This window comes from Marinobacter nitratireducens, from assembly GCF_000708045.1.
GTDB lineage: Bacteria > Pseudomonadota > Gammaproteobacteria > Pseudomonadales > Oleiphilaceae > Marinobacter > Marinobacter nitratireducens.
The window spans coordinates 109,244-131,962 of the sequence record NZ_ANIE01000006.1 but is presented as its reverse complement, the minus strand read 5'-3'; the positions used below and the strand labels follow the sequence as shown (position 1 = coordinate 131,962).

Here is a 22,719-nt window from a genome sequence, read left to right as displayed (position 1 = left end):
CAGCACACATGACTCAACCAAAGCTCGTACAGGCCGGTCAACTGGCCGTGAAAACAGGGAATAGCAGCACGCCGTCCATGACTCCTGATACCGATCAGAAACAGGGTGATCACTCTGACAGTCAGACCGACCTGCAACTGGTGCGCAAGGTGCGTAACGGTGACAGGGCAGCGTTCGATCTGTTGGTCGTGAAGTATCAGTCACGGGTGGCCTCAATCATCAGTCGGTACGTTTACGACAGCCAGGAAGTGATGGATCTGACTCAGGAAACGTTCGTCAAGGCATTCCGTGCGATTGATCGGTTTCGCGGTGACAGTGCTTTCTACACTTGGCTCTATCGCATCGCCGTCAACACCGCAAAGAATTATCTGGAATCCCGGGGGCGTCGTCCCCAGGGCAGTGCCGATGTGTCCGAGGCTGAAAATTTTGACGATGGTAGCCGGTTGCGCGATGTCGCATCTCCAGAGCGAATGCTTCAGCGAGAGGAGTTGCAGCAGGCGTTGGCGGAGGCGATCTCGCGGTTGCCGGAAGATCTGCGTTCCGCCTTTTTGCTCCGGGAGTACGACGGTTTGAGTTACGAGGATATTGCCGGGATTCTCGAGTGTCCTATAGGCACCGTGCGTTCCCGTATTTTCAGGGCGCGGGATGCGGTCGACCGCCATCTCGGGCCGCTGCTTAATCATTCAGTGACGTAATTGAGGTTGCATCCCATGGATGACCGTCTCAGAGAAACACTATCAGCGATGATGGACGACGAAGCGGACGAATTGTCGGTTCGCCGTCTCTTATCCCACCCGTCGCAGGAACAGGTGTGCGATCAGTGGCGTCGGTGGCAACAGGTCCGTGATCTGATGCACCATGGCCAGTCGCCGGTTGACGCCGTTGATGTCAGTGACGCTGTCCGGGAGGCCCTGGATGGTCGCCCGAAACTGTCTTCTGCGGCACAAGCTCCGGGCCGGACCCGGCACCGATGGCGATGGCCGGCTGTGGCCATGATCGCAGTGGCGCTGGTCGTGGGTTTTGGAGCCGGTGCCGGGTGGGAATCGGTCGACGCCGGGAGCCAGCCTCAGTTGGCGACCAGTACCGCAGAGCCATCTGGCGTAGTGGGGCCAGAGCCCGAGATTGCATTGCAGGGGCTGGACCAGAAGCAGTGGGAGTACATGAGCCGATATCTGCTTGAACATGCCCAGCACAACAGTGTGGGAGCGGGGCGCGGTTCCGTGGGCTATGCCCGAGTGGTCAGTGCGAATGGCGGTGGATATTGATCTGGAGTGGCGTGAAACATGGCAATCCCGGGTTCATACAACGTGCTGAATAGGCTGGCGATATTCCTGGTCTTTACGGCGCTTATCGTTCCTGTGTCCGTCTACGGCGCTGGGGAGCGTTCGAAGTCTGCTGCTGATTGGCTGGAACAACTCGGGCCAGCTCTGAATATGACTTCCTATAGAGGGGTGTTTGTCTACGCCCGGGGTGATAGCGTGCATTCCATGCGCATTGCCCATCGCTACCGGGACGACAAGGTTCAGGAACGCCTGGTTATTCAGGATGGCGGCAGCGGTGAAATTGTCCGCAAGGGGACCGATGTTGTCTGCGTGTTACCGCGTCAGGGCAAGGTAAGACTGAATCAGGTGATTCCATCCGGCCCGTTTGCCAAAGCCTTCTCCAACCAGAGCGTGCCTCTGAGTCAATGGTATAACGTAGAACTGGTGGGAGAAGATCGGGTTGCCGGCTACAGCGCGGTCATTGTTGCCCTGAACGCGAAAGATGCGTTTCGATACAACCATCGCCTGTGGCTGGAGAAGTCCACGGGGTTGTTGGTCAAGAGCAACGTTGGCGGTGCTGGCAAGGTGCTGGAGCATTTCCAGTTTACCAGCCTGGAGATCACCGACGACATTCCTGATAGCGAGTTTGAAATACAAACGCAGGGGCGGGCAATTGCCCGCTCCGTGAGCCCGAAGGATGAGGTGGCAGCTCCCGTGAATCTTGACCTGGATGGTTGGCGCCCGGGATGGTTGCCAGAAGGATTCCTGCCAGCGGCAGCGCCGCGCTCTGGCAGTGGACACGCGGTGGCGTTTTCAGATGGTGTTGCCGCGTTCTCGATCTTTGTGGAGCCGGAAGGCACTGTAAAAATGCCCTCCGGTGTGTCGCGTATAGGTGCCACCACCGTATACATGCGCGAGCTTGGCTCGGGCGATTCTCGATATCTGATTACTGTCGTCGGGGAAGTGCCGCCGAAAACCGCCAAACAGGTCGCCGAGTCGGTTCAGGTAGACAGTGCGTTGGCCCTCAATGTGGGGCGGCCATGATTACCGAAACCGGGAGAGTCATTGCGCTCAAGGGCGATCAGGCCTGGGTGCAGACCATTCGTGCCAGTGCCTGTCAGAGTTGTTCTGCACGCAGTGGTTGTGGTCAGAGAGTACTGGCGACAGCGACCGGGGGGCGCGCGAATCAGGTGTTGGTTGCGAACACTGTCGACGCGGTTGTCGGGGATGACGTGACGATCGGCATTGATGAGCGAGCCTTGCTGGGAGCGTCATTGATTGTCTACGCCATCCCGCTGTTGTTGTTGATCATTGGGAGTCTGTCGGCGCATCAGTTATCCGGAGGCTCTGATGGCTGGTCAATCACCGGGGCGCTGGTAGGCCTTGCCAGTGGAGTTCTCGCAAGCTCAACTCTGCAGAGGCGCGGTCGTCAGCAATACGAACCCAAGCTTCTCCGGGTGAACCGGATTCCTTCCGGTACCTGTCTATAAACCCTACCGTTTTGTAAGTTGAAATACGCTCTCACAGGATCAAGATAAGATTCTGACCAACGTTCAAACAGGGGGATCAACATGCCAAAACCGTCCAGTGTGCTTTCCCAGCCGTTAGTTTCCTACCCGGTGCGCCGGGGGCTGGAGGCGCTGTGTCTGCTGTCTGTCATGATCGTGGTGCTCTGGAGTCAGAGCGTGAGTGCCAGGGAGTTGCCGGATTTCACAGAGCTGGTTGAAGACAACTCCAGCGCGGTCGTCAACATAAGCACCAGCACCACGCCAAAGGCGCAGGGTTCTCGTTTTCGCGGCATGCCGTTTGACGAGCGCCAGCTCGAGCAATTGCCGGAGTTCTTCCAGGACTTTTTCCGTGGCCAGCAGTCACCCTTTGGTGGGGCGCCGAACCGGCAGCCCCGTCAGTCGATGGGGTCCGGCTTCATCGTCTCTCATGATGGTTATGTGCTGACCAATAATCACGTCGTTGAAGGTGCCGATGAGATCACTGTTCGACTCAGCGATCGTCGCGAACTGCCGGCGAAGCTGGTGGGTACCGATCCCCGATCCGATGTTGCGGTTCTCAAGATTGAAGACGGTGATGACCTGCCGGTGGTCAAGATCGGTCGCTCGCAGGACCTGAAGGTCGGAGAGTGGGTCTTTGCCATCGGTTCCCCGTTCGGTTTTGATCATACCGTGACCGCGGGTATCGTCAGCGCGGTAGGGCGGTCGCTGCCCTCTGAGAATTATGTACCATTTATCCAGACCGACGTGGCGATCAACCCCGGCAACTCCGGTGGCCCGCTGTTCAATCTTGACGGCGAAGTGGTTGGCATCAATTCACAGATCTATACCCGTTCGGGCGGTTTCATGGGGGTCTCTTTTGCCATTCCGGTGGACGATGCCATGAATGTCTTTCGGCAGATTCGTGACAGCGGCACCGTGGCCAGGGGCTGGCTGGGTGTGTTGATACAGGAAGTCAGCAAGGATCTTGCAGACTCGTTCGGACTGCGTCGTCCGAGAGGGGCGCTGATCGCCGAGGTGATGCAGGGATCACCGGCGCAGGAGGCCGGACTGCAGTCGGGTGATATCGTACTGGAATACGATGGCGAGGAAATTCAGCTCTCGTCGGATCTGCCGCCCATGGTTGGTCGGACCGCTGTCGGTGAATCTGCCCGTCTGACGGTATTGAGAAACGGTGATGAAATCGATGTTGACGTGACCATCGGCAAGCTGCCGGAGCAAGGTGGCAATGCGCAGCCTGACAATCAACCGGAGTCCGGAAGCTCATCCGCTGCGCCGTTGGGTATGACCGTCGAGCCGCTACCCGCTGAAATGGCGGATGCCATTGGGGTTAAAGGCGGTGTGGTCGTGACCCAGGTCGGGCCAGGGCCTGCCTATCGGGCCGGTATTCGTCCCCGGGATGTTATCACCGAGATCAATCGTAAGCCGGTGTCGTCGGTGAGTGATTTCAAGGAGGTTGTCGAGTCGTTGCCCGATGGCCGTGCGGTCTCCGTTCGGGTCATTCGGGAAGGACGAGCCAGCTATCTTGTCATGAAGCCCTGACCGCTTCTTTCGAACTGTCTGACAAGGCCCCCGAGCGTGTCGTCGGCGACACTCTCGGGGGCTTTTTGCTATACTCGCCGGAATTGACAAAACAGCTCGGCCACGGAACGGACTGATCAGATGATGCACAAAAAGGATATCTCTCTCCGACAACTGCTGGAGTTCCGGAACGCCTGGGTCGCCTGGCTGGTGTTCCTGGTAGCGATCGTCGTCACAGTCGTGTTGTGGCAGTTGTCCATTCGCCTGGTCGAAGACCGCACCGAGGCCCGATTTCGCAATCAGTCCCTTCAGCTTAAAACCGCCATTGAAGAACGACTCCTGAACTATGAACAGGTCCTGGCAGGCAGTGCCGGTCTGTTTGCCGTGACCGGAGATGTCTCACGGGATCAGTGGCGGGAGTATATCGATAAGGTTGATATCAACCGGTATTACCCGGGTATCCAGGGCATCGGCTATGTCCGTCGCGTCGGCGTCCGGCAAATGGCCGATCACATCGCGTCGGTTCGTGCTGAGGGGGTGATCAACTATCTGGTCAACCCGCTCGGAACGGGTCCCTATTACTATCCGATGGTCTACCTGGAGCCGGGAACCGAGAGAAACCGGCGTGCCCTGGGCTATAACGCGTTCAGTGACCCGGTGCACCGAAGCGCCATGGAGCAATCCCGTGACGATGCCATTCCAACCGTCACCGGGAAAGTGGTTCTGGTGCAGGAAGAGGTCGCCGAGGACCAGGCCAGCTTCCTGATGTACTACCCGGTGTACCAGGGAGGAAAAACCCCTGAAATCCGTGCTGAACGCCGGATGATGCTGTCCGGTTACGTATTCAGCGCATTCCGGATGAATAATCTCATCGACGGTATTGTTGGGCTTATTTCCCCGTTCCTGGATGTTCGCATCTATGATGCGGGTGTCGCGGTGCGCGAGAACCTGATGTATGGCTCCAATCTGGGTTCTCTGGACAATGACTTCAGCTTCCAGATGGAACAGATTGTCACCGCCGGTGGCCGAGACTGGTTGTTGCAAACCCGCTCCACGCCGGCCTTTGATTTCCTGGCATCGGATCCTCGTCCCCCGATCGTGCTGGGCTGTGGCCTGATCATCAGTCTGTTGCTCTATCTGTTTGTGCTGGCGCTGATCCGCTCACGGCTCATGGCTCAGGTAAGCGCTGGCCGTTATCGGGCGATTACTGAAGGGGCCGCCAATGTCACCCTGGTGCTGGATCGTTCTGGTAATGCGACTTATGCCAGCCCTTCCAGCCTGGACATTCTTGGCTTCGATCCTGAAAGCGTTCAGGGGCTGGATTTTGAGACGTTGGTGCATGGCGATGACTGGCCTCATCTGCAACAGGGATTCGAGGAGGCGGTAAAAGCGCCGGGTAAACAGATGCCGGTCATCCGGGCGCGTATCCGGGATGCGGAAGGTCAATGGCGGGATATGGAAGGTACGTTTACCGCCATGTTGTCCGTGCCGGGGGTGTATGGTGTGGTGCTCAGTCTGCGGGATCTTACCCAGCTGAAGGCGGCTCAGTCCGAGCTGCACCGGCTGGCATTCTACGACCCGCTGACCGGGCTCGCGAACCGGCAGTTGTTCCGGGATCGGCTCAATCATGTGGTACGTCGTTGCCGGCGTAGCGGCGAACCCGCCGCCTTGATGTTCCTGGATCTGGACGGCTTCAAGCGGATCAACGACACCCTGGGGCATGATGCTGGTGATGAGCTGCTGCGTCAGGTGGCACAGTGGCTTGAGGGCTGTGTTCGCGAGGAGGATTCGGTCGCTCGCCTTGGAGGGGATGAGTTTGTTGTGTTGTTGTCCCGGATCAGTGGCTCCAACGCGGCAGGAAAAGTGGCTGAGAGCATTCTGCGTAGGCTCTGCCAGCGAATCCGACTGAACGACCACGAAGTCGGTATTACCGTCAGTATCGGTATCACCATGATTCCGCACGACAGTGAAGACTCCGGCACACTGATGAAGTTTGCGGATCTTGCCATGTACCGGGCCAAGGAGCTTGGCCGCAATACCTATCAGTTCTTTACCCCGGCGATGAATATCAAGGCCGCGCGCCGCCTGCTTCAGCAGGAGGAGCTGGCAACGGCACTGGATGGCGAGCGCTTCGTGCTGCATTACCAGCCCAAGATTGATCTGGCTTCCGAACGCGTGATTGGCGTGGAAGCGTTTCTGCGCTGGCACCATCCGGAAAAGGGGCTGGTGTCGGCGCAGCAGTTTATCGGTCTGGCCGAGGAAACAGGTCTGATTATCCGTTTGGGTGAAATGGCTCTGCGGCAGGCCTGCATTCAGGTTCAGGCGCTGGAGCGAGCCGGGTTCGAATCGCTGAAGATGGCGGTTAACCTGTCGGTTCGACAGCTGACGGATTCGGGCTTCCTGGATATGATTCGACAGGTGATTACCGAAACCGGGGTGGCGCCGGAGCGACTGGAACTGGAAATGCCCGCCGAGCTGCTGAACGAAGACCCGCGAATGCTCCGGGAGTTGTTGGTAGCTCTGCACGATCTCGGTGTCTGCCTGATTCTCGACGATTTCGGCACGGGCTCCTGCTCGCTGGTGGCCTTGCAACAGTTGCCGCTGGATGTGGTCAAGATTGACCACCGCTTCATCCGGGATATTCCCTACAACGTCAGCGCAACGGATGTAGCCTCGGCGGTCATAGCCCTTGCCCGCAAATTGCACCTGACGGTGGTCGCAGAGGGGGTGGAAACACCGCAACAGCTCAGCTTCCTGCAGACGGCCGGTTGTGCGCAGTGTCAGGGTAACCTGTTTAGCTATCCGCTCGATGAAGATGCTCTGATCGGCTTCCTTATCCGCCAGTACGAGAGGCCATTGATCTCCTGATCGTGGTAATAGGCGACGGTAACCGGTAAAATCACGCCGTTCCCGGACTCCGGTCGCGGCCTTTCCGGGCTCAATCCTTCGTCTTTTTGTGAGTATTCATCGTCTGTGACTGAACTGAGCCGAATCCGTAACTTTTCCATCATCGCCCATATCGACCACGGCAAATCCACCCTGGCAGACCGCTTTATTCAGACCTGTGGTGGCCTGACAGACCGGGAAATGGCTGAGCAGGTGCTGGACTCCATGGATCTTGAGCGTGAGCGCGGGATTACCATCAAAGCCCAGAGCGTGACGCTCAATTACAAGGCCCGGGATGGTCAGGAATACAAACTGAATTTTATCGACACTCCCGGCCATGTGGATTTCTCCTATGAGGTATCCCGCTCGCTCTATGCCTGTGAAGGCGCGTTGCTGGTTGTCGATGCCGGCCAGGGCGTGGAAGCCCAATCTGTGGCTAACTGCTACACCGCCATTGAGCAGGGTCTGGAAGTGGTTCCGGTGCTGAACAAGATGGATCTGCCCCAGGCAGAGCCGGACCGTGTGGCTGAAGAAATCGAAGACATCATCGGCATTGAGGCTTCCGACGCGGTTCGTTGCAGTGCGAAAAGCGGCATGGGTGTGGAAGACGTGCTGGAGGATCTGATTGCCAAGATCCCGCCGCCCAAAGGCGATCGCAGTGCACCTTTGCAGGCACTGATCATCGATTCCTGGTTCGATAACTATCTCGGCGTCGTATCCCTTGTGCGGGTCACCGAAGGGGTGCTGAAAAAAGGCGACAAGATCGTCATCAAATCGACCGGGCGGGTCTGGAATGCCGACAAGGTCGGTATATTCAACCCGAAGCCCACCGATACCAATATTCTCGAAGCCGGCGATGTGGGCTTTGTGGTCGCGGGTATCAAAGACATCCACGGTGCTCCGGTCGGTGACACCATCGTGCACCAGAAGTTTGCGGAAGAAACCCCAATGCTGCCGGGGTTCAAGAAAGTTAAACCCCAGGTGTACGCCGGATTGTTCCCGGTCAGTGCCGACGATTACGATGATTTCCGAGACGCGCTTGAAAAGCTGACGCTCAACGATGCCTCCCTGTTCTTCGAGCCTGAGAACTCTGATGCTCTTGGCTTTGGTTTCCGGTGTGGTTTCCTCGGCATGCTCCATATGGAGATTATCCAGGAACGTCTTGAGCGTGAGTACGACATCGATCTGATCACCACGGCGCCAACGGTGATCTACGAGGTTGTTACCAAGCAGGGTGAGACCCTGTCGGTGGACAACCCGTCGAGGCTGCCGGATATTGGCTCTATTGAAGAGATGCGCGAGCCCATTGTTGAGGCCAATATTCTCGTTCCGCAGGAGCATCTGGGTAATGTAATCGCACTGTGTGAAGAGAAGCGTGGTGTACAGAAGAACATGCACTTCATGTCGAGCCAGGTGCAGGTGACCTACGAGTTACCGATGGCCGAAGTCGTTATGGACTTCTTCGACAGGGTAAAATCCGTGAGCCGCGGGTTTGCGTCTCTGGATTATCAGTTCGTCCGGTTCCAGCCCGCCAACCTGGTGAGATTGGATGTGCTGATCAATGGTGACCGGGTAGACGCTCTGGCGCTGATCGTTCACAAGGATCAGTCGCATTACAAGGGGCGTCAGCTGATCGACAAAATGAAAGAGCTGATCCCCAGGCAGATGTTTGATATTGCGATTCAGGCCGCCATTGGTAATCAGGTTGTCGCCCGTGTGACCGTCAAAGCACTGCGGAAGAATGTAACCGCCAAGTGTTACGGTGGTGACGTCAGCCGGAAGAAGAAGCTGCTGCAGAAGCAGAAAGAGGGTAAGAAACGCATGAAGCAACTGGGTAATGTCGAGGTTCCCCAGGAAGCGTTCCTTGCTGTGTTGCAAGTGGACAAATAGAAGGCACCTGAATGGATATCGATTTTCCTCTGGTACTGGTTGTTCTGACCTTCGCGACGGGTCTGATCTGGCTGGCGGATAAGCTGTTTTTACGGGATCGCCGCCTGGCCGCGGTCAAGTCCAGTGGAAACAGTCAGGGTGCGGTGGATGGTGACGCCGCCGTTGAAGGTGAGGAGCCCAAAGAGCCCTACCTGGTGGATCTGAGCCGGTCATTTTTTCCGGTGCTCGCCATCGTGCTGGTGCTCCGTTCCTTTCTGGTCGAACCTTTCCAGATTCCATCAGGCTCCATGCTGCCCACCCTGGAGGTCGGTGATTTCATTCTGGTGAACAAGTACGCCTATGGGCTTCGCTTGCCCGTGGCGGGCACCAAGATCCTGGAAGTCGGAGACCCCCAGCGCGGAGATGTCATGGTTTTCCGTTACCCGAAAGACCGTAAGACTAATTACATCAAGCGCGTGATTGGTCTGCCGGGCGATCAGATCCGATATCGGAACAAGCAGTTGTTCATTAATGGAGAGCTGATTGAGAGCCGATTTATCGCCCGTCTGCCCCCGGTTGAACTGCGCCGGGAAGACCTTGGGAGTGTCGAGCATGACATCTATCTGACCCTTGGCCGTCCCGGTGCTGCAGGTGAAGGTGTCTGGACTGTACCCGAGGGCCACTACTTCATGATGGGTGACAACAGGGACAACAGTAATGACAGCCGGTTCTGGGGCATGGTTCCGGACGAACTGGTTGTCGGCAAGGCTTTTGCGATCTGGATGCACTGGAAATCACTTACCAGTCTGCCATCCTTTGATCGTGTGGGTGGAATCGAATAATTCCGACAAACTGGAGCGCAGTCATAATGAAGAAGAACAGTTTATCCACCATGAACCGGCAAGCGGGTGCGTCCGCACTGACTATCATGGTCATGGTGTTGTTTTTCGGCAGCCTGTTGACCCTCGTGATCAAACTTGGTCCGGCTTATCTGGATGACATCACCATTCAGGAGGCTCTGGAAAGCCTTGAGGGTACCGAGGGGCTTTCCAATATGGGGCCGGCCCAGGTCCGAACGCTGATTAATAAGCGCCTGAGCGTGAATAACGTCCGCGGTTTTGAGGCCAAGAATATCACCGTGGAGAAAAATGGCGAGCTGGTGGTCATTAACGTGGACTACGAAGTTCGCAACAACATATTCAGGAACGTGGATACCGTGGTCCACTTCCAGCACAAATACGAGATGAAGGGCAAGTGAGCTCCCAACCCGACCTGGATCAATTACAGCGGCGCATAGGTTATCAGTTCAACTCACCTGAGCGCCTGCTGCTGGCATTAACCCACCGCAGTTATGGCAACCAGAATAACGAGCGCCTGGAGTTTCTGGGCGATTCGATCGTTAACATGGTGATCGCCGAACATCTTTTCCTGAACTTTGAGAAGGCCCGGGAAGGGCAATTGAGCCGGCTTCGCGCGAGAATGGTCAAGGGGGTTACCCTGGCCGAAATTGGCCGCGAATTCGATCTCGGGAATTACCTCAGGCTCGGCTCCGGCGAATTGAAGAGTGGGGGATTCCGCCGGGAATCGATTCTGGCTGACGCCGTTGAATCAATCATTGGTGCGATTTACCTGGACAGTGATTTTCACACCTGTCGCGAGAAAGTCCTGCAGTGGTTCGAGCAGCGTCTGGCAAAGCTCGATCTCCAGGATACCCAGAAAGATCCCAAGACACGATTGCAGGAGTATCTGCAGTCTCGCCAGTTCCCTTTGCCAAAATATGAGGTCATTTCGGTGGATGGTGAAGCTCACAATCAGACCTTTCATGTGTCTTGCGCGTTACCCTCGCTGGGGCGCAAGACCTCGGGGACGGGTAGCAGCCGCCGGGTGGCAGAACAGCAGGCTGCGCGGAGCGCGCTCCGTGAGCTTGGTGTGGAGAATCAGTGATGAACGATATTACCCGTCCGGAAAACCCCGATAGCCGGTGTGGCTTTGTGGCCATTGTCGGCCGACCGAATGTTGGTAAGTCAACGTTGTTGAACCACATTCTCGGCCAGAAGCTCAGCATCACCTCCCGCAAGCCGCAGACCACCCGTCATCAGGTGCTTGGTATCAAGACGATGGGGCCGGTTCAGGCGATCTATGTTGATACGCCAGGCATGCATGAGGAGGAGCCTCGGGCCCTGAATCGGTACATGAACAAGGCCGCATCGTCAGCGCTGATTGATGTCGATGTGGTAGTGTTTGTGGTCGATCAGACGACCTGGACCACCGCCGACGATATGGTTCTGGAAAAGCTCAGCAATCTGCGTTGTCCGGTTATACTGGCCGTCAACAAGGTCGATAAGCTGGAAAAGCGGGAAGCGTTGCTTCCGCATCTGGACATGCTGTCGAAAAAGCGGGATTTTGCTGAGATTATTCCTCTATCCGCGCTGAGGGAAACCAACCTTCAGCCGCTGGAAGAAGCGGTTGGACGGTATCTGCCTGAAAGTATCCATTTTTATCCCGATGATCAGATTACAGATCGCAGTGAGCGCTTCCTCGCCTCCGAGATCGTCCGGGAGAAGATCACCCGTCAGCTGGGTGCCGAGCTTCCCTATGCGGTCGCCGTGGAAATCGAGGAGTTCAAGCGGGAAGGCAAAACCCTGCACATTTCCGCTCTGATTCTGGTGGAGAGAGAAGGCCAGAAAAAGATCATCATCGGTGACAAGGGCGAACGCATGCGTCGGATCGGCCAGGAAGCCCGAACCGATATGGAGAGGTTGTTCGACAGCAAGATCATGCTGCGTCTCTGGGTGAAAGTGAAGCGCGGCTGGGCCGACAGTGATCGGGCCCTCAAGAGTCTTGGGATGAACGACTTCTGAGGTCTGTATGACGGGGCCGGAGCAGCAGGAGCCCGCTTATGTCATTCACCGTCGGGCCTGGCGGGAAACCAGCCTGATGGTGGACGTGTTCACGCTGAATCACGGTCGTATCACAGTGATTGCTCGTGGTGGAAACACGGCGAAAAGCCCTCTGAAGGCGCAGCTTCAGCCCTTCCTGCCACTCATGCTTGACTGGACTGGGCGAAGCGAACTCAAAACGCTGACTCACACCGATGTTCGTTCCGGTCCGGAGCTCAAACGCCCCGCTTCGCTCTATAGTGGACTTTATCTCAATGAGCTGCTGCAGCGGGTTCTGCCGGCGGCAGACCCCCACCCAACTCTGTTCGCCGCCTATATCGATGCCATTGCCGAATTGGCCGCAAGTACCGATGTTGAACCGGTGCTCCGACGATTTGAATCCGCATTTGCCCAGGCGATGGGGTTTGGTTTTGCGTGGGATGTGAGCATGGATAATGGTCAACCCGTCGTGGCGGGCCAACACTATTGCTATGATCCGGAGCAGGGGATCGTCTCGGTTCCCGGGCCGGGCACCCGCCTGAAGAGCCTACCCGGAAATGCCTTGCTTGCCCTCGCTGAGGGCGACCTGGAGTCGGAATCCAGCCGTAAGGTCGCCAAACGCGTAATGCGGGTGTTGACGGACTACCTGTTGCAGGGCAAGCCCCTGCACAGTCGCAGTTTATTCATTCATCTTCGTGGAGAACGACATGAATCCTAGAGTTTTGCTTGGCGTAAACATCGACCATGTGGCGACGCTTCGCCAGGCCAGGGGAACGCGATATCCGGATCCGGTGCAGGCTGCGTTGATGGCCGAAGAGGCGGGCGCCGATGGGATTACCATTCACCCCAGAGAGGACCGTCGCCATATCCAGGACCGGGATGTTCTCCTGTTGCGGGAAGTGCTGCAGACCAAGATGAATCTGGAGATGGCGGTCACCGATGCCATGCTGGCGTTTGCTGAACAGGTTCGCCCGGAATGCGTATGTCTGGTTCCTGAAAAACGGGAAGAACTGACCACCGAAGGGGGACTGGATGTCGATGGTCAGGAGGCGAGGGTAGCAAAGGCGTGCGAGCGCCTGGCTCGTATCGGTGCCGAGGTCTCCCTGTTTATCGATCCCGATCCCGTTCAGATTGATGCAGCGGTGCGTTGCGGTGCGCCAGTGGTTGAGCTGCACGCCGGCGAATATGCGGAGGCAAAAACAGTGGAGGAGGCGGATGCGTCGTTCAGGATCCTCGAAGATGCCGTTGCCTATGCCCGGAAAAAAGGTCTGATCGTTAACGCCGGGCATGGACTGCACTACCACAACACAGAACGAGTGGCCGCGATTTCCGGTATCAATGAACTGAATATCGGCCATGCCATTGTCGCGCGGGCAGTCTTTACCGGCCTCAAGGATGCAGTTCGGGATATGAAGTCGATTCTGGATCAGGCCCGCGGGCGAGCCTGACCGCTGCTCAGGACGTCTCCGTCTGGGGGTGATGCTCGCGGAACAGTTGCTGCCAATCAGTCTGCTCGCTCCAGATCTGCAGGCGCTCCATGGCCGACAGCAGCTGGTTTTTCTGGTGCTCGATGTCCGGAGCGGCGCATTTCAGGGCCGTCTCGAGTCTGTTCGCCGCGAGCCGCAACTCGGGTACACCGCAGTAGCGGGTTGCGCCGTGCAGCTTATGGACGCACTCGAGCAGGTTGTCCATATCGCCGCTGAGCCAGTAGGCCTCGACCTGGGGCATGTCCCCGTGCATCTGTTCCAGCAGCATACTGAACAGCTCCTCGGCCAGGTCGGCCTTCCCGGCAGCTAACTGAATGCTTTCCTCCACACTCACGCAGTCCTGCTGCATCTTGCGGGTTGAAGGTCTCAATGCCCGTCGAGTGTCTCTGATTTCCGGTAGTGGTGCTTCCCGGCTGCCATCCCGTGGATCGCAAATATAGCCTGTGTAGTCGCGAATGGTTTCTGAGAGCTGAGTGCTGCTGATCGGTTTGGCCATATACCCATCGAAACCCTGCTGGATCAGACGATCCTGTTCGTCGGCCAGGGCATGAGCCGTCAGCGCGATAATCGGTGTGCGATGCCCGGACGAGTCCATTTCCCGCAGGCGAGCCGTGGTCTCGACGCCGTCCATTCCGGGCATCTGAAGGTCCATAAAAACCAGATCGAATGGTTTCTGCCGGGCTTTGCTCAGAGCCTCAAAGCCGCTGGCGGCACCCTCCGCATCAATCTGATGGTCGCGAAGCAGGGTCATAACCAGCTTCAGGTTCGCTTCGTTGTCATCCACTGCCAGAACGCGGGGCACCGCGCCTGCAGGTAAGGTATTCAGCGGGGTTGTCGCTTCGGGCAGCACACGACCGCCTGCGTTGATACCGTGAATCAGTAGCAGTAGCTCATCGTATAGGGCATCCCGGCAAATCGGTTTGGTCAGGTGACCGCTCGCAAGCCCGGACAAGGGGGTGTCGTGGGTTTCCAGTGTTGGCGTCAGTATCAGGGTTCGGCAATCACGCTCAATTTCCAGTGCCCGCAAGAGATTGCAATACTGGTTTGAGCTGAGCAGGTGCCGGGTGATGCCGATGATGGCCAGGGCATAACCCGCCTGACTCTTCTGGGCTTCCTCGATCTGTTCCTGCATGGTCGCCGGAGAGTTGACGCGATCCACTGTCATGCCCCAGTCCCGTAGCATGTGTTCAACCGCAAGACCAGTGGTCTTCTGTTGCTCCAGATAGAGGACCCGTTCCCCTCGAAGGGCGTCTTTGGGCGCCACCGTTTCGCCACTGGCGGACAACTCCGAGGTCAGCGTGAACCAGAACGTGGAGCCCTTGCCCAATTCACTTTCGAGGCCGATCTTGCCGCCCATTTCTTCGACGAGACGCTTGGATATCGCCAGTCCCAGACCGGTGCCGCCGTATTGTCGGGCAGTGGATGCATCTGCCTGGCTGAAGGCGTTGAACAGGGATTGTTGCTGGGCGCGGGACAGGCCGACGCCGGAATCGGTAATGCTGAGCCGGAGCGTGACCCGGTTATTCTCGGTGTCTTCTTCCTCCAGGCTTGCCCGCAGCACCACCTCACCGGTCTGGGTGAATTTAATGGCGTTGTTCACCAGGTTGGTGATGACCTGTTTGACCCGCAACGGGTCCCCCATAATGTTGTCCGGGACGTCGTTGTAAACCAGAGGAACCAGGTCCAGATTCTTGCTGTGGGCGGCTGGCGCCAGCATCACCATGACCTCTTCAACCACATCGCGGAGCTGGAAGGGGACCCGGTCCAGAATCAGCTTGCCGGCTTCGATTTTCGAGAAATCGAGTATGTCATTGATGATGGTGAGCAGGATTTCGGAGGACTTCCGTATCGTGCTCAGGTGGTCGCGTTGTTGTCTGGGTAAGGGGCTCTTGAGCAGCAGCTCGGTGAAGCCGATGATGCCGTTCAGAGGGGTCCGGATCTCGTGAGACATGTTGGCCAGGAACTCGGACTTGATCCGGCTCGCTTCCAGCGCCTCCTTGCGGGCGAAATCCAGTTCGATGTTCTGGATCTCAATGGTTTCCAGGGTTTCCCGAAGGTCTTCCGTCGCCTGGTCGATGTTCTGCTGCATCTCCGCCTGGGCCTTGCTCAGTTCCGAAGCCATGGCGTTGAGGCCGGATTCGAGTTGTTCGAATTCCGGGCCCGCGCCGGTATGGACTCGGGTATCGAGTTTGCCCTCCTTGAGTTTGGCAACGGCGCCGTTAAGCTCGAACACCGGATCCGTAAAGGCCCTGCTAAGGCGAAGGGCGATCATCAGACTGATGATGACACCGGCCAGGATCAGTAACAGAGAGATAAGCAGCGCCTTGTAGGTCTCCTTTTCAGTGCGGATATGGGACATCTCGACGGCGACCCAGCCCAGGGGCTTGCGTTGTTGCTCCATGGTTTGCCTGGCGTCCGGGTCCAGCATGTTCTCGATCATCAGATCCTGCATGAACACCGGTGTGACAAACCGTGTGCTGGTGTGCTGATTAATGCGGGTGGCTTCGTCGGCGGGCAGGGACCCGACGCCCAGGGTGTCGGAGCTCCCGGGGCCGGTATGCAGCAGGCGGCTGCCGCTGCCGTCGAAGAACGTAATGGAGCGAACGTCCTGTTCCTCCAGAAGGGCATTGGACAAGCTACTCAACAGGCTACGGTTGGCGGTGAACAGGCCGTACTCAGAGGCAGCCGACAGCTGTCGGGACAGGGACTCTCCCCGATCCCTGAGCAGGTTCTCGATGTTCGTCACCCAGCTGTAGGTGAAGAACATCCCCAGCATGAGAGTGGTCAGCAAGGTGGGAATAAGAGTGACCACCAGCACTTTTTTTCGAATGCCCCAGCGCCGCATATCCTTTTCCTGAATGATTGCCCGGGTCCCGCAGTCAATGCGGGATCACGTCCTTGTCAGAATAGATGAACCAGAGGTAGCACGCTGAGGTATCAATCCCAGCGTCTCCAGAAATTCTCTGCGGTTATAGCCTCCGGTCATGGATATAGCGAGAAGCTGTATTGGGAGACCGTGGCCATAACGCGTATCATGCGAAGCCGAAAGTGTACCACAGGGCAAACAAATGAATTTCCCCACCATTGAAGATTATGTCGGGCATACCCCTCTGGTTCGCCTGCAGCGTCTCCCGGGCGAGACCAGCAACATCGTTCTGGCTAAGCTGGAGGGTAACAACCCTGCGGGATCGGTAAAGGATCGTCCCGCTATTAGCATGATCCAGGAAGCCGAGCGTCGGGGCGACATCCAGCCCGGCGATACCCTGATTGAGGCCACCAGCGGTAACACCGGTATTGCGTTGGCGATGGCGGCGGCGATCAAGGGTTACCGCATGGTGCTGATCATGCCTGCGAATATGAGCGAGGAACGTCGAGCCTCGATGCGGGCTTATGGCGCCGAGATCATTACGGTCAGTCAGCAGGAAGGCATGGAGAGGGCTCGAGATCTGGCTCTGGAAATGGAAGCCGATGGCAAGGGCAAGGTGCTGGACCAATTCAGCAACCCGGATAACCCCCTGGCGCACTATCGCACCACTGGCCCGGAAATCTGGGAGCAGACTCAGGGGAGGGTAACGCATTTTGTCAGTTCCATGGGCACAACCGGCACCATCATGGGCGTTTCACGCTATCTGAAAGAGCGCAATCCGGACATCCAGATTATTGGCCTTCAGCCTCGTGAAGGGGCTTCCATTCCGGGTATCCGGCGCTGGCCGGAAGAGTACCTGCCGAAAATCTATGAAGCACCGAGAGTGGATCAGGTGTTGGACATCGGCCAGGAAGAAGCCGAGCAGACCATGCGCGCCCTGTCATCCGAAGAGGGCATCTTCTGCGGTGTATCCTCCGGTGGTGCCATTGCAGCCGCCCTCAGATTGTCTGAACAGGTTGAAAATGCGGTGATCGTAGCCATTATCTGTGATCGCGGCGACCGGTACCTGTCGACGGGTGTCTTTCCGGGCGCCTGAACTGAATTCCCTAACAGAGATGTATGTATGAGCAGACGACGCAGGAAGGTTCTTCCAAAGGAACCTGTGCGCTGTGAGGTTGAGTCCCTGAGTCATGATGGTCGGGGTATTGCCCGTCAGGAAGGTAAGGCCCAGTTCGTGGATGGGGCGCTTCCCGGTGAGACGGTGATGGCGAAGATGGTTACCACCCGCAGTAAGTTCGACGAGCTCCGGACGGTTGAAGTCTTGGAGGCTGCGCCGGAGCGTCAGCAAACGCCCTGCGAGTTTGCCGACCTGTGTGGTGGTTGCAGTCTGCAGCATATGAGCGGCGATGCCCAGATCCGGTTCAAAGAGGACACCCTGCGGGAACACTTTGCCCACTTTGGGGGCATAGAGCCGGACGAATGGATTGAACCTCTGCGCTCCCCGGACAGTCTGGCATACCGCCGCAAAGCCAGGTTGGGAGTTCGCTACGTCAAGGCCCGAGAGTCTGTATTGGTGGGATTCCGGGAAAAACGCAGTACTTTCCTGACAGACATCAACCGTTGTGCGGTGATGGATCCTCGTATTGGTGAACGAATCCTGCCACTTCGCGAGCTGCTCCACAGCATGGACGCCTACAACCGTATTCCCCAGGTGGAAGTGGCCTGCGGCGATGATGTAGCGGCCATGGTGTTCCGAAATATGGACGATCTGAGTGACGGCGATCGTGAAAAACTGATCTCTTTTGGCCAGGCCCACGAATTGCATATCTACCTCCAGCCGAAAGGGCCCGATACCGTGCATCGGATCTGGCCGGAAGCCAAGGATGCATCGGAAGAGAGGCTGAGTTACCGGCTGGAAGAATTCGACCTGACCCTGAAGTTTCATCCCATGGACTTTACCCAGGTCAATGCAGCGCTTAACCGCACCATGGTACACAGGGCGGTGGAATGGCTGGATATCAAGCCGGGTGAGCGGGTGCTCGATCTGTTTTGCGGGCTTGGTAACTTTACCTTGCCGCTGGCCTGTAAAGGCGGGCAGGTGGTCGGTGTGGAAGGCGATGATGCCATGGTCGTTCGGGGGCGCGAAAATGCGGAACTCAATGGCCTGGATAATGTCGACTTCCACGGCGCTGACTTGCACGGTGATTTCACCGGCCAGAGCTGGGCCAAAGAGGGCTTTGACAAGATCCTGATTGATCCGCCGCGTTCAGGGGCAGAGGAAATCTGCAAGTATCTGACTGCGTTCGGTGCCAGCCGAATCGTTTATGTGTCCTGCAATCCGGCAACGCTGGCGCGGGATGCAGGTGTGATGGTGCGCAACGGCTATCGTCTTGTGCGTGCCGGTGTGATGGATATGTTCCCGCACACCACTCATGTGGAATCCATCGCATTGTTTGAGCGGGATTTCGGCTAAAGGGATGCACCGCGCGGCCAGGGATGGCAGCGTAAGAACCAATAAAAGGCAGACATGGTAAAAGTTCGCGAAGATTACGCCATCACCGGTGACGGTGAGATCGATATCGAACGATGGGTTCAGGGTATCGCCTCCCAGACGCACCTGGAGGATGAGGGGCAGTTCCGTAAGGCGTGCGAAATGGCAGCAGCCATTGATATGCAGGCGTTCCGGGAGGATCGTCTTTGGGCGCCCGGTGCCAGCAGTTTCCAGACCGGTATCGAAATGGCTCAGGTCCTGGCTGAGCTCCATCTGGATCAGGCCAGCCTGGTCGCTGCCATTCTTTATCGGGCTGTTCGAGAAGAGCGTATTCCGTTGGACGACGTTCGCAAAGCGTTTGGCGATGAGGTGGCGGCACTGATCAACGGTGTCCAGCAAATGGCGGCGATCTCTTCGATCCATCATCCCCTGAAAGGTAATGTGCTGGGGCAGAGCGAAGGCCAGCTGGACAATGTCCGAAAGATGCTGGTAACCATGATCGATGACGTCCGGGTTGCACTGATCAAACTGGCAGAGCGGACCAGTGCGATTCGGGCTGTGAAGAATGCACCGGAAGAAAAACGGATGCGGGTCGCAAGGGAAGTGTTTGATATTTATGCCCCGCTGGCCCACCGGCTCGGTATTGGGCATATCAAATGGGAGTTGGAAGATCTCTCGTTCCGTTACCTCCACGAGTCGGCCTACAAGAAAATCGCCAAGCTGCTGGATGAAAAGCGTTTGGATCGCGACGGTTACATCAAGCGTGTCATCGAGTCCCTGGATCGGGAGCTAAAGGCATCGGGCATTGAGGGCGAACTGACCGGGCGTGCGAAACACATATACAGCATCTGGCGGAAAATGCGCCGCAAGGGCATCGACTTTTCTCAGGTCTATGATGTCCGGGCTGTGCGCATCCTGGTGCCCGAAGTGCGGGACTGTTACGCCGCCCTGGGTATTGTGCACAGCCTCTGGCGGCACATCCCGAATGAATTTGACGACTACATTGCCAATCCCAAGGAGAACGGCTACCAGTCGTTGCACACTGCGGTGATTGGCCCCGAAGGTAAGGTGATGGAAGTCCAGATTCGGACCCATCAGATGCACGAAGAGGCCGAGCTCGGCGTCTGTGCACATTGGCTGTACAAGGGGACAGACAAGAGTAATAAATCCACTGGCTATGAAGCCAAGATTAACTGGCTCCGTCAGGTGCTGGAGTGGCAAGAGGATTTGGGCGATCTATCCGGCCTGGCTGATCACCTGAAGACCGATGTCGCTTCAGACCGGGTTTATGTTTTCACCCCGGAGGGGCATGTTGTTGATATGCCCCAGGGGGCAACCCCGGTCGACTTTGCCTACCGTGTTCATACCGAGATTGGCCACGCTTGCCGAGGTGCTCGGGTTAATAACCGGATTGTGCCGCTGACCTATCCGCTCAAGACTGGCGACCAGGTGTTCATTCTGACTGCCAACAACTCAGCGCCCAGCCGGGACTGGTTGAATCCAAGCCTGGGCTATGTCCAGACATCCCGGGCCAGAGCAAAGGTAACTCATTGGTTCAAGCAACAGGACCGGGACCGCAATATTGTGGACGGCAGAGCGATTCTTGAAGATGAGTTCAAGCGTCTTTCACTCTATGACGTCAGCCTTAATGAGCTTGCTCGCAAGGTGAACTATCAGGACGCGGATGACATGTTCGCCGCCGTGGGCGCCGGCGATTTGCGTCCGGCCCACGTAGCCAATGTCGCCCAGCAGATGCTGGAGCCTAAAACCGAACAACTTGACCTTCGGCTGACTTCACAACGCCATAAACCCTACGACACCGAATCCGACATCCAGATTGTTGGCGTTGGCAAGCTCAAGACCCAGGTGGCGAAATGCTGCAAACCATTGCCAGGAGATGAAATCGGGGGTTACATCACGGTTGGACGAGGGGTAACGGTGCACAGACAGGACTGTCTGACCTTTCTCAATCTGAAGGAATTTGAGCCAAATCGAATCATCGAAGTCAGCTGGGGTGGTCGTCCCGCCGCGGTGTACCCGGTAGACATCGAAATCGAAGCCTATGACCGTTCCGGATTGCTGAGGGACATTACGCAAGTACTTTCCCACTCAAAGAGTGATGTATTGGCTCTGAATACCCTGACGAACCGGGATGAAAATACCGCGACGATGACGGTGACGGTGGAGATCTCCAGTCTGGAACAACTGGCCCGTCTGTTGGCCCAGATTCGCAACCTGCCAAACATTATTGACGTGAAACGGAAGCGAGGATGAGCTATTCAATCGACGACCTCAAGACCCTCATGGCTCGGCTTAGAGATCCGGAGACCGGTTGTCCCTGGGATACCAAGCAGGACTACAAATCGATCGTCCCCCATACGATCGAGGAAGCCTATGAGGTAGCTGATGCCATCGAGCGCGAGGATTTTCCCCACCTGAAAGACGAGCTGGGAGATCTTCTGTTTCAGGTCATCTTCTATGCTCGCCTGGGCCAAGAGGATAACCACTTCGATTTTGACGATATCGTCGATAATCTCGTGCGAAAGCTGATCAGGCGCCATCCCCATGTGTTCCCCGGGGGCACTCTGGAAAGCCGGGTGGACCCGGACAATCGTCCTGATGATGCCTGGATCAAGGAAAGCTGGGAGCGCATCAAGGCGGAAGAGCGGGCTGCCAAGCCTGTCTCTGATGTTCCCTCGAGTCGGCTGGATGGCATTGCCCAGACGCTACCAGCCATTGCCAAGGCGGAAAAGCTTCAGAAGCGCGCCGCCAGGCACGGGTTTGACTGGCCAGATATCGGGCCTGTTTTTGACAAACTCCATGAGGAGATTGATGAACTCAAGGAAGCCTGGAATTCAGCGCAGAATGGTTCCGGCGACCGTGATGCGGTTGAGGACGAATTGGGGGATCTGATGTTCGTCTGCGTGAATCTGGCACGATTCCTGAAGGTTGATCCTGAGCGAGCCTTGAATCGAACCAACCACAAATTCGATGCCCGCTTCCGGGCCATCGAGCGAGTGCTGGAATCCGAGGGTCGCGATCTGGACGATGAATCTCTGGAAGCGCTGGATGCCGTGTGGCAGAAAGTGAAAGGAGTCGAAAAGAACGGTAATGATCCGGTGTGACCTGTCACCGGTAAGTACAATCCGTTACCAATTTTGTGGCCCCTTGAAGGGAGGCTTCGTCTACACTTCCGGAAACGGCTGCACTGAATCTGTGCGCCGTGCGCCATCAATAAGATGCAGGAGTGAAGGCACCATGAAAATCAAGGATCTGGTCAAGTATTGGGACAAGCACGCGCGCGGTCGGCTGACCCGAGACGCCTATTTTATGGCGTTGTCCGACCAGCATCACAAACGCCTCGAAAAACTGGCGGCGTTGTATCCGATGAAATCGCCACAGGATCTGATGCGGGATTTGATTTCCGCTTCACTGGACGAAATGGAAACCAGCTTTCCGTATGTTCAGGGGTCGAAAGTGGTGGCTTACGATGAGGACGGCTTTGAGATCTACGAGGATCAGGGGCTGACGCCGAAATTTGTGAGCCTGAGCCAGAAGCATATCCAGCGGCTCAAAGCGAATCTGATCGAATCCGTCGCCTGACATTGTCGCACTGAGCGACGATCCCCGCGAACGGACGAAACTCCTGCGGAGTGGCCACGGCCACTCCCTCAGCTTACTTGTCTTTACCTTCCAGCTTGTCTTTAAGCGGACTCTGCCGTACCAGATCATCCAGCGCTGCAGCAATCATGTCATTGAGAATATCGCTCTCGTTTCTGTCCGGGTAAAGTTCGGCCAGTGCGGCGATGCGCGCGGCGTCTTCCAGCGGCAGCCGCAGGTTGTAGTCATGGGTCCGCTCAACCGGCTCTTTCTTCTTTTCCCAGTGCTTCGGCAAATCAGTTACTTTCATGAAAACTCCTTGCGGCTTCAGGCTTTAATCGCCAATAGACTTT

At 56.9% G+C, this 22,719-nt stretch carries 20 protein-coding genes; 18 read left to right on the top strand and 2 right to left on the bottom strand.

Going from position 1 to position 22,719, the window contains the following annotated elements; all coding sequences use genetic code 11:
- Nucleotides 1-8 precede the first annotated feature (8 nt).
- The 13 genes from rpoE to pdxJ all read left to right on the top strand — a co-directional run bounded on the left by rpoE (nucleotide 9) and on the right by pdxJ (nucleotide 13,370).
- Complete coding sequence (gene rpoE / locus D777_RS10200) at nucleotides 9-695, top strand: RNA polymerase sigma factor RpoE (protein WP_036131668.1); 687 nt, start codon at nucleotides 9-11, stop codon at nucleotides 693-695.
- Nucleotides 696-710: 15 nt separating this feature from the next.
- Nucleotides 711-1,265 (top strand): sigma-E factor negative regulatory protein, encoded by a 555-nt coding sequence (locus tag D777_RS10195; RefSeq protein ID WP_036131665.1) that lies wholly within the window; start codon nucleotides 711-713, stop codon nucleotides 1,263-1,265.
- Nucleotides 1,266-1,283: 18 nt separating this feature from the next.
- Nucleotides 1,284-2,306, top strand: a complete 1,023-nt coding sequence (locus D777_RS10190) for a MucB/RseB C-terminal domain-containing protein (RefSeq protein ID WP_051669060.1) — start codon at nucleotides 1,284-1,286, stop codon at nucleotides 2,304-2,306.
- On the top strand, nucleotides 2,303-2,752 hold the full coding sequence (locus tag D777_RS10185; RefSeq protein ID WP_036131663.1) for a SoxR reducing system RseC family protein: 450 nt from the start codon (nucleotides 2,303-2,305) through the stop codon (nucleotides 2,750-2,752). The genes D777_RS10190 and D777_RS10185 overlap by 4 nt, the downstream gene beginning before the upstream one ends.
- Before the next feature lie 168 nt (nucleotides 2,753-2,920).
- Nucleotides 2,921-4,309, top strand: a complete 1,389-nt coding sequence (locus tag D777_RS10180) for a DegQ family serine endoprotease (protein WP_227501744.1) — start codon at nucleotides 2,921-2,923, stop codon at nucleotides 4,307-4,309.
- Nucleotides 4,310-4,429: 120 nt separating this feature from the next.
- Complete coding sequence (locus D777_RS10175) at nucleotides 4,430-7,156, top strand: bifunctional diguanylate cyclase/phosphodiesterase (protein ID WP_036131657.1); 2,727 nt, start codon at nucleotides 4,430-4,432, stop codon at nucleotides 7,154-7,156.
- Between the two features lie 105 nt (nucleotides 7,157-7,261).
- Entirely contained in the window at nucleotides 7,262-9,064 is a 1,803-nt protein-coding gene (lepA, locus tag D777_RS10170; RefSeq protein ID WP_036131654.1) for a translation elongation factor 4, read from the top strand.
- Nucleotides 9,065-9,075: 11 nt separating this feature from the next.
- On the top strand, nucleotides 9,076-9,885 hold the full coding sequence (gene lepB / locus D777_RS10165; RefSeq protein ID WP_036131651.1) for a signal peptidase I: 810 nt from the start codon (nucleotides 9,076-9,078) through the stop codon (nucleotides 9,883-9,885).
- 26 nt (nucleotides 9,886-9,911) lie between these two features.
- Nucleotides 9,912-10,301 carry a DUF4845 domain-containing protein gene (locus D777_RS10160; protein ID WP_036131650.1) on the top strand — a complete coding sequence of 130 codons (390 nt, stop codon included), beginning with the start codon at nucleotides 9,912-9,914 and terminating at the stop codon, nucleotides 10,299-10,301.
- On the top strand, nucleotides 10,298-10,987 hold the full coding sequence (gene rnc, locus D777_RS10155; protein ID WP_036131647.1) for a ribonuclease III: 690 nt from the start codon (nucleotides 10,298-10,300) through the stop codon (nucleotides 10,985-10,987). The genes D777_RS10160 and rnc overlap by 4 nt, the downstream gene beginning before the upstream one ends.
- A complete protein-coding gene (gene era, locus D777_RS10150; RefSeq protein WP_036131644.1) occupies nucleotides 10,987-11,904 on the top strand; it encodes a GTPase Era in 918 nt (305 codons plus the stop codon). Before rnc ends, era begins: the two co-directional genes overlap by 1 nt.
- A gap of 7 nt (nucleotides 11,905-11,911) precedes the next feature.
- On the top strand, nucleotides 11,912-12,640 hold the full coding sequence (gene recO / locus D777_RS10145; RefSeq protein ID WP_036131641.1) for a DNA repair protein RecO: 729 nt from the start codon (nucleotides 11,912-11,914) through the stop codon (nucleotides 12,638-12,640).
- A complete protein-coding gene (gene pdxJ / locus D777_RS10140; RefSeq protein ID WP_036131638.1) occupies nucleotides 12,630-13,370 on the top strand; it encodes a pyridoxine 5'-phosphate synthase in 741 nt (246 codons plus the stop codon). Before recO ends, pdxJ begins: the two co-directional genes overlap by 11 nt.
- Before the next feature lie 7 nt (nucleotides 13,371-13,377).
- On the opposite strand, the gene D777_RS10135 is transcribed toward pdxJ, so the two are convergent.
- A complete protein-coding gene (locus tag D777_RS10135) occupies nucleotides 13,378-16,254 on the bottom strand; it encodes an ATP-binding protein (RefSeq protein ID WP_036131634.1) in 2,877 nt (958 codons plus the stop codon).
- A gap of 223 nt (nucleotides 16,255-16,477) precedes the next feature.
- Here D777_RS10135 and cysM point away from each other — a divergent pair, with 223 nt between their 5' ends.
- The 5 genes from cysM to D777_RS10110 all read left to right on the top strand — a co-directional run bounded on the left by cysM (nucleotide 16,478) and on the right by D777_RS10110 (nucleotide 22,369).
- On the top strand, nucleotides 16,478-17,371 hold the full coding sequence (gene cysM / locus D777_RS10130) for a cysteine synthase CysM (protein WP_036131631.1): 894 nt from the start codon (nucleotides 16,478-16,480) through the stop codon (nucleotides 17,369-17,371).
- A gap of 27 nt (nucleotides 17,372-17,398) precedes the next feature.
- On the top strand, nucleotides 17,399-18,748 hold the full coding sequence (rlmD, locus tag D777_RS10125; protein WP_051669059.1) for a 23S rRNA (uracil(1939)-C(5))-methyltransferase RlmD: 1,350 nt from the start codon (nucleotides 17,399-17,401) through the stop codon (nucleotides 18,746-18,748).
- A gap of 54 nt (nucleotides 18,749-18,802) precedes the next feature.
- Nucleotides 18,803-21,040, top strand: a complete 2,238-nt coding sequence (gene relA / locus D777_RS10120; RefSeq protein ID WP_036131626.1) for a GTP diphosphokinase — start codon at nucleotides 18,803-18,805, stop codon at nucleotides 21,038-21,040.
- Nucleotides 21,037-21,891 carry a nucleoside triphosphate pyrophosphohydrolase gene (mazG, locus tag D777_RS10115; RefSeq protein ID WP_036131623.1) on the top strand — a complete coding sequence of 285 codons (855 nt, stop codon included), beginning with the start codon at nucleotides 21,037-21,039 and terminating at the stop codon, nucleotides 21,889-21,891. Before relA ends, mazG begins: the two co-directional genes overlap by 4 nt.
- Nucleotides 21,892-22,024: 133 nt before the next feature.
- Nucleotides 22,025-22,369, top strand: coding sequence for a hypothetical protein (locus D777_RS10110; RefSeq protein WP_036131620.1), 345 nt, complete (start codon nucleotides 22,025-22,027; stop codon nucleotides 22,367-22,369).
- 73 nt (nucleotides 22,370-22,442) lie between these two features.
- On the opposite strand, the gene D777_RS10105 is transcribed toward D777_RS10110, so the two are convergent.
- A complete protein-coding gene (locus D777_RS10105; protein ID WP_036131617.1) occupies nucleotides 22,443-22,676 on the bottom strand; it encodes a hypothetical protein in 234 nt (77 codons plus the stop codon).
- Nucleotides 22,677-22,719: the final 43 nt, after the last annotated feature.

What these genes read in the sequence shown, in the direction of transcription:
- rpoE (WP_036131668.1), top strand. Translation starts at nt 9, where the DNA reads ATGACTCAACCAAAGCTCGTACAGGCCGGTCAACTGGCCGTGAAAACA.
- D777_RS10195 (WP_036131665.1), top strand. Translation starts at nt 711, where the DNA reads ATGGATGACCGTCTCAGAGAAACACTATCAGCGATGATGGACGACGAA.
- D777_RS10190 (WP_051669060.1), top strand. Translation starts at nt 1,284, where the DNA reads ATGGCAATCCCGGGTTCATACAACGTGCTGAATAGGCTGGCGATATTC.
- D777_RS10185 (WP_036131663.1), top strand. Translation starts at nt 2,303, where the DNA reads ATGATTACCGAAACCGGGAGAGTCATTGCGCTCAAGGGCGATCAGGCC.
- D777_RS10180 (WP_227501744.1), top strand. Translation starts at nt 2,921, where the DNA reads ATGATCGTGGTGCTCTGGAGTCAGAGCGTGAGTGCCAGGGAGTTGCCG.
- D777_RS10175 (WP_036131657.1), top strand. Translation starts at nt 4,430, where the DNA reads ATGATGCACAAAAAGGATATCTCTCTCCGACAACTGCTGGAGTTCCGG.
- lepB (WP_036131651.1), top strand. Translation starts at nt 9,076, where the DNA reads ATGGATATCGATTTTCCTCTGGTACTGGTTGTTCTGACCTTCGCGACG.
- D777_RS10160 (WP_036131650.1), top strand. Translation starts at nt 9,912, where the DNA reads ATGAAGAAGAACAGTTTATCCACCATGAACCGGCAAGCGGGTGCGTCC.
- era (WP_036131644.1), top strand. Translation starts at nt 10,987, where the DNA reads ATGAACGATATTACCCGTCCGGAAAACCCCGATAGCCGGTGTGGCTTT.
- recO (WP_036131641.1), top strand. Translation starts at nt 11,912, where the DNA reads ATGACGGGGCCGGAGCAGCAGGAGCCCGCTTATGTCATTCACCGTCGG.
- pdxJ (WP_036131638.1), top strand. Translation starts at nt 12,630, where the DNA reads ATGAATCCTAGAGTTTTGCTTGGCGTAAACATCGACCATGTGGCGACG.
- D777_RS10135 (WP_036131634.1), bottom strand. Translation starts at nt 16,254, where the DNA reads ATGCGGCGCTGGGGCATTCGAAAAAAAGTGCTGGTGGTCACTCTTATT.
- cysM (WP_036131631.1), top strand. Translation starts at nt 16,478, where the DNA reads ATGAATTTCCCCACCATTGAAGATTATGTCGGGCATACCCCTCTGGTT.
- rlmD (WP_051669059.1), top strand. Translation starts at nt 17,399, where the DNA reads ATGAGCAGACGACGCAGGAAGGTTCTTCCAAAGGAACCTGTGCGCTGT.
- relA (WP_036131626.1), top strand. Translation starts at nt 18,803, where the DNA reads ATGGTAAAAGTTCGCGAAGATTACGCCATCACCGGTGACGGTGAGATC.
- mazG (WP_036131623.1), top strand. Translation starts at nt 21,037, where the DNA reads ATGAGCTATTCAATCGACGACCTCAAGACCCTCATGGCTCGGCTTAGA.
- D777_RS10110 (WP_036131620.1), top strand. Translation starts at nt 22,025, where the DNA reads ATGAAAATCAAGGATCTGGTCAAGTATTGGGACAAGCACGCGCGCGGT.
- D777_RS10105 (WP_036131617.1), bottom strand. Translation starts at nt 22,676, where the DNA reads ATGAAAGTAACTGATTTGCCGAAGCACTGGGAAAAGAAGAAAGAGCCG.